The 13,537-nt window shown below is 62.3% G+C and carries 14 protein-coding genes; 7 read left to right on the top strand and 7 right to left on the bottom strand.

Going from position 1 to position 13,537, the window contains the following annotated elements; genetic code table 11:
* Window positions 1-54: 54 nt before the first annotated feature.
* The 4 genes from OSC50_RS17835 to OSC50_RS17820 are packed head-to-tail and all read right to left on the bottom strand — an operon-like array spanning window position 55 to window position 1,731.
* A complete protein-coding gene (locus tag OSC50_RS17835; protein ID WP_181079345.1) occupies window positions 55-261 on the bottom strand; it encodes an SEC-C metal-binding domain-containing protein in 207 nt (68 codons plus the stop codon).
* Entirely contained in the window at window positions 258-740 is a 483-nt protein-coding gene (locus OSC50_RS17830; RefSeq protein WP_181079348.1) for an LEA/WHy family protein, read from the bottom strand. Before OSC50_RS17830 ends, OSC50_RS17835 begins: the two co-directional genes overlap by 4 nt.
* A 17-nt stretch (window positions 741-757) precedes the next feature.
* Complete coding sequence (locus OSC50_RS17825) at window positions 758-1,228, bottom strand: YchJ family protein (protein WP_253510982.1); 471 nt, start codon at window positions 1,226-1,228, stop codon at window positions 758-760.
* Window positions 1,229-1,233: 5 nt separating this feature from the next.
* On the bottom strand, window positions 1,234-1,731 hold the full coding sequence (locus OSC50_RS17820) for a DUF6231 family protein (RefSeq protein ID WP_253510985.1): 498 nt from the start codon (window positions 1,729-1,731) through the stop codon (window positions 1,234-1,236).
* A gap of 358 nt (window positions 1,732-2,089) precedes the next feature.
* On the opposite strand from OSC50_RS17820, the gene OSC50_RS17815 reads away from it, so the two are divergent.
* Complete coding sequence (locus OSC50_RS17815) at window positions 2,090-2,848, top strand: collagen-like protein (protein ID WP_266249689.1); 759 nt, start codon at window positions 2,090-2,092, stop codon at window positions 2,846-2,848.
* 49 nt (window positions 2,849-2,897) lie between these two features.
* On the opposite strand, the gene OSC50_RS17810 is transcribed toward OSC50_RS17815, so the two are convergent.
* Entirely contained in the window at window positions 2,898-3,362 is a 465-nt protein-coding gene (locus OSC50_RS17810) for a CopD family protein (RefSeq protein ID WP_253510991.1), read from the bottom strand.
* Between the two features lie 99 nt (window positions 3,363-3,461).
* Here OSC50_RS17810 and dinG point away from each other — a divergent pair, with 99 nt between their 5' ends.
* The 5 genes from dinG (at window position 3,462) to pdxH (ending at window position 11,212) form a co-directional block, all read left to right on the top strand.
* Window positions 3,462-5,606 carry an ATP-dependent DNA helicase DinG gene (gene dinG, locus OSC50_RS17805; RefSeq protein WP_181079360.1) on the top strand — a complete coding sequence of 715 codons (2,145 nt, stop codon included), beginning with the start codon at window positions 3,462-3,464 and terminating at the stop codon, window positions 5,604-5,606.
* A gap of 90 nt (window positions 5,607-5,696) precedes the next feature.
* Entirely contained in the window at window positions 5,697-7,994 is a 2,298-nt protein-coding gene (locus OSC50_RS17800; RefSeq protein WP_266248295.1) for a beta-galactosidase, read from the top strand.
* Between the two features lie 82 nt (window positions 7,995-8,076).
* Window positions 8,077-9,222, top strand: a complete 1,146-nt coding sequence (locus tag OSC50_RS17795; protein WP_266248297.1) for a serine hydrolase domain-containing protein — start codon at window positions 8,077-8,079, stop codon at window positions 9,220-9,222.
* 142 nt (window positions 9,223-9,364) lie between these two features.
* Entirely contained in the window at window positions 9,365-10,534 is a 1,170-nt protein-coding gene (locus OSC50_RS17790; RefSeq protein ID WP_181079368.1) for an OmpA family protein, read from the top strand.
* Between the two features lie 27 nt (window positions 10,535-10,561).
* Window positions 10,562-11,212, top strand: a complete 651-nt coding sequence (pdxH, locus tag OSC50_RS17785) for a pyridoxamine 5'-phosphate oxidase (protein ID WP_181079370.1) — start codon at window positions 10,562-10,564, stop codon at window positions 11,210-11,212.
* 54 nt (window positions 11,213-11,266) lie between these two features.
* Here the strand turns inward: pdxH and OSC50_RS17780 are convergent, their stop codons facing one another.
* Window positions 11,267-11,509: a hypothetical protein gene (locus tag OSC50_RS17780; protein ID WP_266248299.1), complete on the bottom strand. Its 243-nt coding sequence runs from the start codon at window positions 11,507-11,509 to the stop codon at window positions 11,267-11,269.
* 157 nt (window positions 11,510-11,666) lie between these two features.
* On the opposite strand from OSC50_RS17780, the gene OSC50_RS17775 reads away from it, so the two are divergent.
* The gene (locus tag OSC50_RS17775) at window positions 11,667-12,131 is read left to right on the top strand and encodes an outer membrane lipoprotein (protein ID WP_181079376.1); all 465 of its coding nucleotides are present in this window, start codon (window positions 11,667-11,669) and stop codon (window positions 12,129-12,131) included.
* A 77-nt stretch (window positions 12,132-12,208) separates the two neighbouring features.
* Here the strand turns inward: OSC50_RS17775 and nhaA are convergent, their stop codons facing one another.
* On the bottom strand, window positions 12,209-13,384 hold the full coding sequence (gene nhaA / locus OSC50_RS17770) for a Na+/H+ antiporter NhaA (protein WP_266248300.1): 1,176 nt from the start codon (window positions 13,382-13,384) through the stop codon (window positions 12,209-12,211).
* Window positions 13,385-13,537 lie beyond the last annotated feature (153 nt).

The raw sequence follows: 13,537 nt of genomic DNA, 5'->3' as shown, positions 1-13,537 counted from the left end.
TGGGAGGCGTTTGGAATCCTCCCACGAGGGTCAAGTGAATGTCAGCGGTCGCGATCAGGCGCCGTGGCACTTCTTGAATTTTTTCTCGCTGCCGCATGGGCAAGGATCGTTGCGACCAACGTCCTTCAGCGCATTGCGCACCGGCTCCTGGTGAGCATGACCGCAGTTCGGGCCGTGGACATGGCCGTGGTCATGATCATGGTGAACGTGATCGTGATCGTGGTTGCAGTCAGGACCATGGACATGGGGTTGTTGAGTCATCGATGTCGCTCCGGAATAAAATCGCCGGGGATTATCTGCCCATTGTGCGCGACCTGCACGTCATAACCGATGAATAATCCGGTTTTCAGCTCGCCTTCCAGACGGTAAGGCACGGGCTTGTCGGGTTTTTTCAGCATCTGCACCACATCACGTATCTGCGGCCACAGGTTGGTGCGCACCGTGACCTTGAAAACGGCGTGGCCGTGCGGCGCCACAGTCAGCCATTCATTGGACTCGCCTTCGGTCAGCACGAAATCGCCCAGGCTTACCTTGTAGACCAAGCCGCGCACGGTCAGGTCGGCGTCGTCGCGGTTGTCTACACGAAAGTACAGCTTGAATTTCTGCTCCAGCAATTTGGCGCGCACCACCTCGACCTTCACCAGCGACACGTGAGGCGGTGGCGTGTCGTCTTCAAACCACGACGCGCAGCCGCTCAGGCCGAGGGTTAACGCCAGCATCAAGCTGTATATCCGAAGCATGGCGCGATTCCTGGGGGTTAGAGGTAGCTGGAACAACACTTCTTGAATTTCTGCCCGCTGCCGCATACGCAGGCATCGTTGCGACTGGCCTTGACTTGCACTGTAGGGTCAATGAAGTACCAGCGCCCGTCATTCTGTACGAAAGAGGACTGTTCGCGGTGGCTATGTTCGCCGGTGCTGTCATGCCAGCGTGCGGTGAAGGTCACGAACGCGTGTTCCGGCTGGCCGCCGAACACCTCCGAACTTTCCACCTCAAGGCCCAGCCAAGTGCTTTGGGCGCTCCACGCGGCGATGGCGTCGCGGTCCAGGCCGGCCTGTTGCGCGGGCAGGGTGGTGGCCACCAGATAATCCACCAGGCCCAATACGTACGCGCTGTAGCGCGAGCGCATCAACGCGGTGGCACAGGGCGCCGGGTGGCCGGCGTGATAATGGCCGCAGCAGGCATCCAGCAGGTTGCCACTGCCGCAGGGGCAAATGGATGTACTCATCGGGATCACCACCAATACTTTCCGAAGTTTTCCGGGTTGGCCCAGAACCGGGCGTTGAGCCAGTCGGGCACCTGTTTATAGTCAAGCAGATCGTAGGTGAACAAGGTCAGGACCTGCTCGTCGCGCTGGAAACGCTCGCCGGCCTGCAGCGCCAGGGAGTAGAAGTCGGTGTCCTTCCAGTCGCAGGCGCCCAGGTCGACCAGCACGGCAATGCGGCTGGCATTGAGGTTGCGGATGCCGCCGAGCAGCGTCAGGCCCTGGGGTTTTGACAAGTGTTCCAGGCAGTCGACCACCAGCGCCAGGTCAAAACGCTGGGCCGCCAGGTCTGCCGGCAACGGGCCGGGCCCGGCACAGCACACTTGGCTGTCCGGGTGCGCTTGTTCAAAGGCCTCCAGCGCCGGGAACCGACCGACGCTCAACACCAGCAAGCGTTTGGGCGCGTGCTGGTCAAGGAGGGCGGCCAGGGCTTGCTGGGGCGTACGGGCAGAGTTACCGGCGGTCATCACAGATCCTCACATCAGGACTATAGAGACTAGCGCGGCTGAGCGTGCGGGCCTAGAGCGGGTGGTGGCGAAAAGTCCTGTGAAGCGGTCAATCCCAATGAATCCGGGGCTGGTGCCGATGAAAAGAGCGCGCTTTATGCTGCGGCCCCGGCGCGAGAAGTCGCGCGCTGAAACTGTACTACGCAAATCCAGAACAACCGCTGACCGCCGTTGCCCCAGTGGGATCCGCTGGGATGTTGCCGCCAAGCCTCCTGCATTGTTCCCTTCTCAAGTTTTTTGATCCTTCACTGGCAAACCGTCCGTGGAAGTCGTTACTGTGCGTCCAAAGAAAAATTCGAAAATACTCAGGAGCCCCATGATGCGTAAGGTTTTTCTGTTGGCCCTGTTGGTCAGCCCCATTGCCCTGGCCCAGAGCGTCAGTGTGGAAACCAACTCGTTGATGCGTCTGCCCAGCAGCACCAGCGTGTTGCAACTGGAGCGCCTGGACGTGGCGGACTACGGCACCTTGCTGGTGCCGGCCACCATCAGCCAGGTCACCGTAGAAGAGTTGCATCTGGGCCGCGACGCGCGCATCGCCATTGTTCCCGGCAGTACCGCGCTGCAATTGCAGGTGCGCCAGGCGCAGCTGGACCCTGGCAGCCAGATCACCTCGCGTGGGGCTCCCGGCACCCATGAAAAACCGGCCAAGGCCGGGCGCGACCTGACTTTGCGCATCAATGCCCTGACGGCCGAAGAACTCTCGGTGGACGCCCGTGGCGGCGCCGGTGCCCAGGGCTACGCCGGTCTGGATGGCGCTAACGGCGAAGACCCGGGCTGCACCTGGGGCGCGGCCGGGCGAGGCGCCAACGGGGATAATGGCGGCGATGGTTTGCCAGGCGCGGCGGGCGCGCAGGTGCGGGTCGAATTGCCGAAAGACTTCCCGGCCGAACGGATCAAGGTGTGGGTGGATGGCGGTCCGGGCGGCCCTGCCGGAACGGCGGGCAAGCCGGGTAAAGGTGGGCAATCCAAGGGCTGCCTGGTGTACCGCACCGAGGGCGGCGAAAAAGGCCGCCCAGGTTTGGAAGGGCAGCCAGGGCCTGCCGGGCCGGCGGGTGCCGTGACTATTCAGCGGCTCTGAAACGCCGCAGCGTCAAGCTGCAAGTCAAGGCTTGCAGCTTGCCTGACCCTCAGAACATCGGTCGCGCCGAAGCAATAGCCACCACCACCAGCCCGATGATCAGGTTGCTCCCCACCAACCTGCGAATCTGTCCCAGGGCCGCCGCGCCCGCCGGCCAGTCCTCGGCCACCACCGCCGCGCGCAGCGCCGGGAATTTCAACGCCTGGATGCGGATAAACAATGCGGTCATCACCAGATACAAGCCCATCATCACCTGCACATAACGCGGCGCGGTTTCAAAGCCGTTGAAGCGCAGGTGCAGCAGGCCGACACCGCTGATCGGCAAAATCAGCACCGCCACCCAGATCCACACAAAAAAACGTTGAAACACATTCGCCCACAACCTGAGCCGGGCAGGGCCTTCAAGGGCCGCCACAGCGGCGGGGCGCAGGATCATCCAGGCGAAAAACATACCGCCGACCCATACCAGGGCGGCCAATACATGCAGGGTGTAAGCGAGGCTGAAGACGGTCATTGCGGTACTCCGTTCTGCGCGGGATTAATTAGCGGGGTATGATAGCCGCCGATCCGAACCACTGAAAATTTATCCAGCGTTTTTTGCGCCCGACTATTCATGATCAGCACTGAACTCAAAACCACGATCCAGGGCGCCTACACGCGTTTTCTCGAAGCCAAGAGCTTGAAACCGCGCTACGGCCAACGCCTGATGATTGCCGAAGTGGCAAAAGTCCTCGGGGATATCGACACCGACGACGAAGGCCGCCGCGAAGGCGAGCCTGCGGTCGTGGCCGTCGAGGCCGGCACCGGTACCGGCAAGACCGTGGCCTACAGCCTGGCCGCGATCCCGACCGCCAAGGCCGCCGGCAAGCGCCTGGTGATCGCCACCGCCACGGTCGCGCTGCAGGAGCAGATCGTCTATAAGGACCTGCCCGACCTGATGCGCAACAGCGGCCTGAACTTCACGTTCGCCCTGGCCAAGGGCCGTGGCCGCTATATGTGCCTGTCCAAGCTCGACGTGCTGCTGCAGGAAGGCCACGCGCAAACCGCCACCGCGCAGCTGTTCGAAGAAGAAGGCTTCAGGATTGAAGTCGATGAGGCCAGCCAGAAGCTGTTTACCAGCATGATCGAGAAACTGGCCGGCAATAAATGGGACGGTGACCGCGACAGTTGGCCCACCGCCCTGGAAGATTCCGACTGGGCGCGCCTGACCACTGACCACAGCCAGTGCACCAACCGGCATTGCCCCAACTTCGGCCAGTGCGCCTTTTACAAGGCCCGCGAAGGCATGGGCAAGGTCGATGTGATCGTCACCAACCACGACATGGTGCTGGCCGACCTGGCGCTGGGCGGCGGTGCGGTGTTGCCCGATCCGCGCGACACGCTCTATGTCTTCGACGAAGGCCACCACCTGCCCGACAAGGCCATCGGCCACTTCGCCCATTACACGCGCCTGCGCTCTACCGCCGATTGGCTAGAGTCCACCGCAAAAAATCTGACCAAACTGCTGGCCCAGCACCCGCTGCCCGGCGATCTGGGCAAGCTGATCGAGCAGGTGCCGGAGCTGGCGCGGGAGATCAAGACCCAGCAGCAGTTCATGTTCAGTGCCTGCGAGCAGGTGGCCGACTTCAAGCCCGGCGAAGACGTGGAAGGCCGCGAACGGCCACGCCACCGTTTCGTCGGCGGCCTGATCCCCGAGCACATGCGCGAAATGGGCATCGAGCTGAAGAAGGGTTTTTCACGCCTGACCGACCTGTTCACCCGTCTCACCGACCTGCTCAAGGAAGGCATGGATGGCGAGGTCAACATCGGCATCGCCAGCAACCAGGCCGAGGAGTGGTACCCGCTGTTCGGCAGCCTGCTGTCGCGCGCGCAGGGCAACTGGGAGCTGTGGACCGCCTTTACCGTCGAAGACCCGGAAGACAACCCGCCCATGGCGCGCTGGCTGACCCTGGCCGAAAGTGGTGCGCTATTCGATATCGAGGTCAACGCCAGCCCGATCCTTGCCGCCGACATGCTGCGTCGCAACCTGTGGAACGTGGCCTATGGGGCCTTGGTGACGTCGGCCACGTTGACCGCGCTGGGTACGTTCGATCGTTTCCGCATGCGCGCCGGGCTGCCGAAAAAAGCCGTCACCGCCGTGGTGCCGAGCCCCTTCCACCACGCCGACGCCGGCGTGCTGAGGGTGCCCGACCTCAAGGCCGACCCACGGGACGCGGCGGCCCATACCGCGGCAATCATCCGCGACCTGCCGGAACTGGTCGAAGGCTCGCGCGGCACCCTGGTGCTGTTCTCGTCGCGCAAGCAGATGCAGGATGTGTTCGACGGCCTGGATCGCGACTGGCGCAAGCAGGTGTTTATCCAGGGCAACCTGTCCAAGCAGGAGACCCTCAACAAGCACAAGGCGCGGGTGGACGGCGGCGACTCCAGCGTGCTGTTCGGCCTGGCGAGTTTCGCCGAGGGCGTGGACTTGCCGGGGGCCTACTGCGAACACGTGGTGATCGCCAAGATCCCTTTCTCGGTTCCGGACGATCCGGTCGAAGCGGCGCTGGCCGAATGGATCGAAGCGCGGGGCGGCAACCCGTTCATGGAAATCTCGGTGCCGGATGCCTCGCTGAAGCTGGTGCAGGCCTGCGGCCGGCTGCTGCGTACCGAACAGGATCGGGGCACCATCACCTTGCTCGACCGCCGACTGGTCACCCAGCGCTATGGCAAGGCTATCCTTAACGCATTGCCGCCGTTCCGGCGCGAAATTTCTTAATTCACCGTGGGCGAATTCGCCCACTTTGTGGTCTATCTCATCACCGTCATCACAGGCCATTCATCGGCCGTCTGGGAGAACCTTGCTCGTATGATTCGCACGCTGCCTGCTCTTTTTGCCTTGCTGTTCGCAGCGCCCTTGATCGCCGCGCCCGCCGGGCAGCAAACACTGTTCAACTTCGTCCGACCTGCCGATGTGGTCAAGGTGGCGACCCAGGACGCCAGCCTGCCGCAATACAATGCCGAGCAAACTCCCGAGGGCGAGGTGCTGCGGCGCATCACCTTTAACCCGGCGGCCGAACCGAGCCTGGTGCTCAGCCCGCAAAGCGGTGCATGGGACTGGTCGCAGTCCGGGGCCGTGAGCCTGCGCATTCAAAGTGCCATGGACTGGGCGCTGACCTTGTATGTCAAGGTGCAGAGCAATGACGGCCGCACGTTGACCAGCCGCATCGACCTGCCGGCCGGCCCGGCCCAGACCTTGCTGATCCCGCTGCAAGCCAACTCGGCGCTGAGCCAGGGCATGAAGGCCGGCCCGCCGATGCCGATCACGGTGGACGGCCAGCGTGTACTGTTGGCCAGCAGCGCCGGCGAGATCGACCGCAGCCAAGTGGTGTCGGTCAGCGTGTCGATGCTCAATCCCAATGTGGCCCAGAGCATCCTGCTGGAGCGCTTCGGCGTACAGGACGTGGAACCGGTCATCAAGGCAGCCTACAGCGAACTGGTCGACGCCTATGGTCAATCCACTCGTGCGCGCTGGCCGGAGAAGGTCAGCAGTGATGAGCAACTCAAGGCTGGCGCCGCCAGGGAGCAGCAGCAACTGCAGGCATGGCTGGCCACGCGGGACAAATCCTCGCTGGACCCTTACGGCGGCTGGAACAAAGGCCCTGCGTTCACCGCCAGCGGCTTTTTCCGCACCGAAAAACGCGACGGCCGCTGGTACCTGGTGACCCCTCAGGGACATCCGTTCTATTCCCTCGGCGTAAACACCGTGGCTGCGGACAATAGCCAGACTTATGTGGCCGGTCGTGAATGGATGTTTGCCGCCTTGCCCAAGGCCGGCGAGCCCTTCGATAAATATTACGGCAGTGCTGATCACCGCACCGGCAACGGTTCGGGCGAAGGCCGCAGCTTCGGCGCCGGGCGCTGGTACGATTTTTACCGCGCCAATCTGGAACGCGCCTACGGCACGGCAGGGTTCGACCAGAAACGCTGGGTCAACCACACCCTCGACCGTCTGCAGGCCTGGGGCTTTAACACCGTAGGCAATTGGAGCGACCCGGACCTGGCCACCGCCGACCGTGTGCCGTACACCTTGCCGCTGTCCATCGTCGGCGACTACGCCAGCATCAGCACGGGCACCGATTGGTGGGGTGGCATGCCTGACCCGTTCGACCCACGCTTTGCCATGGCCACCGAACGCGCCGTGGCCATCGCCGCCCGCGATCATCGCGACGACCCTTGGCTGATCGGCTTCTTCGCCGATAACGAACTGGCCTGGGCCGGTCCTGGCGATGACCCCAAAGCCCGCTATGCGCTGGCATATGGCACCTTGCGCATGACCACCGATGTACCGGCCAAGCGTGCGTTTCTTAAGCAATTGCGCGACAAATACCGCAACGAGGAGGGCCTGTCGAAAGCCTGGGGGATCGAGCTTACAGGCTGGGAGCTGATGGAAGATCCCGGTTTCGAGCCGCCGATGCCCAACCCTGCGCACCCGGAAATCGAGGCCGACTTCAAATACTTCCAAAAAACCTTCGCCGATGCGTATTTCAAGACCATCTCCGACTCGCTCAAATGGCACGCCCCCAACCAGTTGCTGCTCGGCGGCCGCTTTGCGGTGAGTACGCCGGAGGCCGTGGCGTCCTGCGCGCAGTATTGCGACGTGCTGAGCTTTAACATGTACACCCTCAAACCCCAGGATGGTTATGACTTCGCCGCCCTGCGTGCGCTGGACAAGCCGGTGCTGATCACCGAGTTCAACGTTGGCTCGGCCGACCGTGGTCCGTTCTGGGGCGGTGTGACGCAGTTGGCCAGGGAAGAGGATCGCGGCGCGGCGTATGCCAACTTCCTCAAGCAAGCCATGGCCGAGCCGTCCATTGTCGGCGTGCATTGGTTCCAATATCTGGACCAACCCGTGACCGGCCGTTTGCTGGACGGTGAAAACGGCCATTTCGGCCTGGCAGGCATCACCGATGTGCCATTTCAGGGCTTCGTCGAGAGCGTGCGCAAAAGCAACCTGGCGGCGGTCGAGCAACTGGGCAAGGAAGCCGAGAAAGCCAATGCGGCCGCGGCAGCGCAGGAAAAGGCAGGTGGTCGCTCGGCCCATGACGGCAAAGGCGCTGCGCAGGGCGCCGGGCACGCGGGTGGGCATTCTGGAAATGGTCATTGATTCAGCGCTGACGGGTTCACAAACCCCACAAGGGCTGGAACAATGTCGCCCACTTTTCATGGTGCTTCACGAGGGGGCTTAGGTGCAGATTCAGGGTCATTACGAGCTCCAGTTCGAAGCGGTACGTGAAGCCTTCGCCGCGTTGTTCGATGACCCGCAGGAGCGTGGAGCGGCGCTGTGCATTCAGATCGGCGGTGAGAGCGTGGTCGACCTGTGGGCCGGCACCGCCGACAAGGACGGCGCTCAAGCCTGGCACAGCGACACCATCGTCAATCTGTTCTCCTGTACCAAAACCTTCGCCGCCGTCACGGCCCTGCAACTGGTGGCCGAGGGCAAGCTGCAATTGGACGCACCGGTCGCCCAGTACTGGCCGGAATTCGCGGCGGCCGGCAAGCAAGACATCACCCTGCGCCAATTGCTGTGCCACAAGGCCGGTTTGCCGGCGATCCGCGAGGCCCTGCCCGCCGAAGCCCTGTATGACTGGAAGCTGATGGTAGACACCCTGGCTGCCGAAGCCCCGTGGTGGACACCGGGGCAGGGCCATGGCTATGCGGCGATCACCTATGGCTGGCTGGTCGGCGAGCTGCTGCGGCGTGCCGATGGCCGTGGGCCAGGCGAATCGATTGTGGCGCGGGTCGCGCAGCCGCTGGGGCTGGACTTTCATGTAGGCCTGGCCGATGACCAGTTTCATCGGGTTGCGCATATAGCCCGCAGCAAAGGCAATATGGGCGATGAAGCCGCGCAACGTTTACTGCAAGTAATGATGCGTGAACCGGCGGCCATGACCACGCGGGCTTTTACCAACCCACCGTCTATTCTGACCAGCACTAATAAACCCGAATGGCGACGTATGCAGCAGCCAGCGGCAAATGGTCACGGTAATGCGCGCAGCCTGGCCGGTTTTTATAGTGGTTTGTTGGACGGTAGTTTGCTGGAAGCTGACATGCTCGAACAATTGACGCGCGAACACAGTATCGGGCCGGATAAAACATTATTGACCCAAACCCGCTTCGGCCTGGGCTGCATGTTGGATCAACCCCACTTGCCCAATGCCACATTCGGCCTTGGCGCCCGCGCTTTCGGGCATCCGGGGGCGGGCGGTTCGGTAGGTTTTGCCGATCCTGAACATGATGTAGCGTTTGGGTTCGTCACTAATACACTCGGCCCTTATGTACTTATGGACCCGCGTGCGCAGAAGTTGGTCGGAATATTGGCCGGTTGTCTGTAAAACCCTTGCCGTTTCACAATTTTTTGTTACAAAGGCAACTATAAAAGGCGCTGAACGAAATCATGTAACTTAAATGTTCTGTAAGCGTCTGTTTAACGGGTCACTCAGACCCCCGTTTCTTTTCTCATTTTGTGGATATCTCATGTTATCGAACAAGTCCTTGGCTCTGGCGCTTTGCCTCACTGTTACCGGCTGTGCACAAACTCCACAAAATGATGCCGAAGGTGGGCATTGGTGGTCATTCGGATCGGACAAGGCGGCTACCAAGGACGTTGTGAGCCAGGCCGATGCCAAGCCGGAGGCTAAACCCGCCGCTGGCGCCAAGCCTGCCGCACCGGCCACCGCTGCTGCTCCTGCGGCGACGCCTGCCCCAGCGCCTGCTCCGGTGGCCAAGGCCGACACCGGCTCCAGCTGGTGGCCGTTTTCATCCAAGAGCGCCGATGACAAGGCCGCCGACGCCAAGGCCGATCTGAAAGCCGATCTCAAAGCCGCAGACCCGGCCCCAGCCGTGGCCAAGACCGACACGGAGACCCATTGGTGGTGGCCGTTCGAAAGCAAGCCAAAGCCATTGGCCAAGGTCGACGTCGCCAACGTGCAAATGCCTGACCCGAAAATCACTCAGGCCTGGCTGGACGACTACGAGCCGCGCCTGCGTGCTGCCATCAAGGACAGCAACCTGCAACTGGAACGCCGCGACAACGTGCTGGTGGTGATTGCCCCGGTCGACGGTTCCTACAACCCCAAGCGCCCGGCAATGTTGTTGCCAGTGACGCTGGGGCCGTTTACCCGTGTGGCCAAGGCGGTTGAGTCCGATCCCAAGACCGCCGTGCTGGTCCTGGGTCATGTCGACGCTACCGGCAGTGCCCCGGCCAGCCAGGCGTTGACCAAGGAACGTGCGCAGTCCATCGCCTCGATTTTCAGCCTCAGCGGCCTCAAGCAAGACCGCCTGATGCTGCGTGGCATGGGTGACCTGATGCCGCGTGCGGCCAACGACAGCAACCAGGGACGCGCCCTGAACCGTCGCATGGAAATCATGTTCACCCAGCGCACCACCATGCTGGCGTTGCTGAACAAGTACAACTCCGGCAAGACCCCGCCCGTGGCTGAAATGGTAGCCGTGCAGAACGTGCCGGCCCCTGCGCCGGCCGCCAAGGCGCCGGCAAAAAAAGCCGCTGCCGCCAAACCTGCCGCCAAGAAAGCCGCCGCCAAGCCGGCTGCCAAAAAGGCGCCTGCCAAGCCTGCCGCGAAGAAACCTGCTCCGGCCAAGGCCAAGGCGGCAGATCCGGCTGCAAACGACCAGGCGAAAAACTGACCCGCTGAACCAAAAGGATAAAGCCGCATGACCCAGGCACTGGCCGATATGCGTCGTGACTACACACGGGACGGTTTGAGCGAGGCCCAAGCCCCGAGCGAGCCGTTTGCGTTGTTTCACCAGTGGTTTGCCGATGCGGTGAAAACCGAGCAGCCGCCGGTGGAGGCCAATGCCATGACCCTGGCCACGGTCGATCAGGACGGTCGACCTCACTGTCGTATCCTGTTGCTCAAGGGCCTGGATACCCAGGGCTTTACCTTCTTCACCAACTACGAAAGCGCCAAGGGCCAGCAGCTCGCGGCGCGGCCGTTCGCGGCCATGACCTTCTTCTGGCCGACCCTGGAACGCCAGGTGCGCATCGAAGGGCGGGTGGTCAAGGTCACGCCTCAGGAGTCGGACGCTTATTTCCAGGTTCGTCCACTGGGTAGCCGCCTGGGCGCCTGGGCCTCACCGCAGAGCCGGGTGATTCGCGACCGTGAAGCGCTGCAGGAGCTGCTCAAGGCCACTGAACAACGCTTCAGCGACAGTCAGCCCGACTGCCCCGAGCATTGGGGTGGCTACCGCCTGTTGCCCGAGCGCATTGAGTTCTGGCAGGGCCGCGCCAGCCGCCTGCATGACCGCCTCAACTATCGTCTGCAAGACGACACCCAGTGGGTCCGCGAGCGCCTGGCGCCCTGAGCTTCACCTTTCGTCACTTCAACTGAATGATGCCCTTCACCCCGCGGTCTCTGTTCAAGAGACTGCGGGCGTGTAGTGCTGCGCGGCGTCTTTCAGCCAGCCTGGCAAGTCCCTGCGTTTGATCCTCAGGGCGCGCGCCGTCTCCAGTCGTTGCAGCATGAAACTGCGTTTATGCGGGTCATCACCTGCCAGTGACAGCGCGAGGTCGCGATCCACCCAGCGGCGGATGCGCACGTAGAGCCAGCCGTGGAAATACAGGCCGGCGAGGGTTGTGACTACAATGATGAAATAGTCCATGGATGTCCTGATGACGACCGGGGTGTTACTGTTCGTCGAGTTGTCGGGTACGGGCTGTCTGTACTGGGGCTGAATGAAAACAGTTTTCTGCCGGGCTTGCCGTGACAGGCGTCAAGCGGCAGCGTTTAATGAATACCTGTCCTTTGGAGTTGATGCTATGCGTAAGTCTGTTTTACTGGTTGCCTGCTTTACCACCTTGTCGTTGCTGTTGGGTGGCTGCGCCTCGAGTCTGACCGGCGACTCGTACTCCCGTGACGAAGCGCGTCGTGTACAGACCGTTCGCATGGGTACCATCGAATCCCTGCGTCCGGTGAAAATCGAAGGCACCAAGACGCCTATCGGCGGCGCTGCCGGTGCAGTCGTCGGCGGCGTGGGTGGCAGTGCCATCGGCGGCGGTCGCGGCAGCATCGTCACGGCGGTGATCGGTGCGGTAGCCGGCGGCCTGCTGGGTTCGGCGACCGAAGAAGGCCTGACTCGTACACAGGGTGTTGAAATCACCGTACGCGAAGACGATGGCAGCATGCGCGCCTATGTTCAGGCCGTGCAGGAGAATGAAATCTTCCGCATCGGCGATCGTGTGCGCATCATGACCGTTGACGGTACCAGCCGCGTTACCCGCTGAGGGTTAATCGACGGGTAAAGAAAAACCCCAACCGGGTGACCGGTTGGGGTTTTTTGTTGCGCTGTTTACGCGCGTAGTCAGACTTTTTTGCGGCTCGCCATCGCGGTGACGGCGTAACCGATGCAAGCCGCCAGTATCGACCCGGTCAGGATACCCATGCGATCTTCACCGGCAAACTCGCTGGCCCCCGGCGCAAACGCCAGGGAGCCGACGAACAGGCTCATGGTGAAGCCGATACCGCACAGGATCGCCACACCGAACACCTGGCCCCAGTTGGCACCGGTCGGCAGGGCGGCAAGCCCGGTCTTGATGGCCAGCCAGGTCAGGCCGAACACGCCGATAGTCTTGCCGAACAGCAGGCCGGCGGCGATGCCCATGGGCACATGGTGGGTAAAGCTTTCCAGGCTGACGCCGGTGAGAGACACACCGGCGTTGGCGAAGGCAAACAACGGCAGAATGCCGTAGGCCACCCACGGGTGCAGGGCGTGTTCCAGGGTCAGCAGCGGCGAAGGCTCGGCATTTCTGGTGCGCAGCGGGATGCAGAACGCCAGGGTCACACCGGCCAGCGTGGCATGCACGCCGCTCTTGAGCACGCACACCCACAGGATCAGCCCGACGATCAAGTAGGGAGCCAGCTTGATCACGCCGAGGCGATTCATCGCGATCAACGCCACCAGGCAGGCGCCCGCACCGGCCAGGGCGGCACCGGACAGGTCGGTGGAGTAGAACACGGCGATCACAATGATCGCGCCCAGGTCATCGATGATGGCCAGGGTCATCAGGAACAGCTTCAGCGACACCGGCACGCGCTTGCCCAGCAGGGCCAGCACGCCGAGGGCGAAGGCAATGTCGGTCGCCATCGGGATCGCCCAGCCGGACAGCGCGGCAGGGAAGTCCTTGTTGATGGCCCAGTAGATCAGCGCCGGCACCACCATGCCGCCAATTGCCGCCGCGCCCGGCAACACCACTTGGGACGGTTTGGACAGATGGCCATCGAGCAGCTCGCGCTTGACCTCCAGGCCAATCAGCAGGAAGAACAGGGCCATCAGGCCATCGTTGATCCACAGCAGGGCCGGCTTGGCGATTTGCAATGCGCCGATCTGCGCCACCACCGGCACGTCCAGAAACGCGGCGTAGAGGTGCGACAACGGTGAGTTGTTGATGATCAGCGCCAACGCTGCGGCGGCGATCAGCAGCAGGCCACTGGCGGCTTCGAGCTGAAAGAAACGGGTAAACGTGCTACGCAGAGGCAAGGGATGCTCTCCAATCCAGGTTCAATAGGTGGGTACCCTAACCCGTACCGTTAGTTGTTAAAACAAAAGTTATATTCTTATTTGTTATAAGTGGCGGGTGGCAAAGGCGTTGCGCCAAAGACTAGCAATTGTGTGTCCAATTCAGTCTTCACT

Source organism: Pseudomonas quebecensis (assembly GCF_026410085.1).
In the GTDB taxonomy this organism is placed as follows: domain Bacteria; phylum Pseudomonadota; class Gammaproteobacteria; order Pseudomonadales; family Pseudomonadaceae; genus Aquipseudomonas; species Aquipseudomonas quebecensis.
The sequence above is the reverse complement of the archived record's forward strand: the minus strand, read 5'-3'. Positions and strand labels throughout refer to the sequence as shown.

What these genes read in the sequence shown, in the direction of transcription:
- OSC50_RS17835 (WP_181079345.1), bottom strand. Translation starts at nt 261, where the DNA reads ATGACTCAACAACCCCATGTCCATGGTCCTGACTGCAACCACGATCAC.
- OSC50_RS17830 (WP_181079348.1), bottom strand. Translation starts at nt 740, where the DNA reads ATGCTTCGGATATACAGCTTGATGCTGGCGTTAACCCTCGGCCTGAGC.
- OSC50_RS17825 (WP_253510982.1), bottom strand. Translation starts at nt 1,228, where the DNA reads ATGAGTACATCCATTTGCCCCTGCGGCAGTGGCAACCTGCTGGATGCC.
- OSC50_RS17820 (WP_253510985.1), bottom strand. Translation starts at nt 1,731, where the DNA reads ATGACCGCCGGTAACTCTGCCCGTACGCCCCAGCAAGCCCTGGCCGCC.
- OSC50_RS17815 (WP_266249689.1), top strand. Translation starts at nt 2,090, where the DNA reads ATGCGTAAGGTTTTTCTGTTGGCCCTGTTGGTCAGCCCCATTGCCCTG.
- OSC50_RS17810 (WP_253510991.1), bottom strand. Translation starts at nt 3,362, where the DNA reads ATGACCGTCTTCAGCCTCGCTTACACCCTGCATGTATTGGCCGCCCTG.
- dinG (WP_181079360.1), top strand. Translation starts at nt 3,462, where the DNA reads ATGATCAGCACTGAACTCAAAACCACGATCCAGGGCGCCTACACGCGT.
- OSC50_RS17800 (WP_266248295.1), top strand. Translation starts at nt 5,697, where the DNA reads ATGATTCGCACGCTGCCTGCTCTTTTTGCCTTGCTGTTCGCAGCGCCC.
- OSC50_RS17790 (WP_181079368.1), top strand. Translation starts at nt 9,365, where the DNA reads ATGTTATCGAACAAGTCCTTGGCTCTGGCGCTTTGCCTCACTGTTACC.
- pdxH (WP_181079370.1), top strand. Translation starts at nt 10,562, where the DNA reads ATGACCCAGGCACTGGCCGATATGCGTCGTGACTACACACGGGACGGT.
- OSC50_RS17780 (WP_266248299.1), bottom strand. Translation starts at nt 11,509, where the DNA reads ATGGACTATTTCATCATTGTAGTCACAACCCTCGCCGGCCTGTATTTC.
- OSC50_RS17775 (WP_181079376.1), top strand. Translation starts at nt 11,667, where the DNA reads ATGCGTAAGTCTGTTTTACTGGTTGCCTGCTTTACCACCTTGTCGTTG.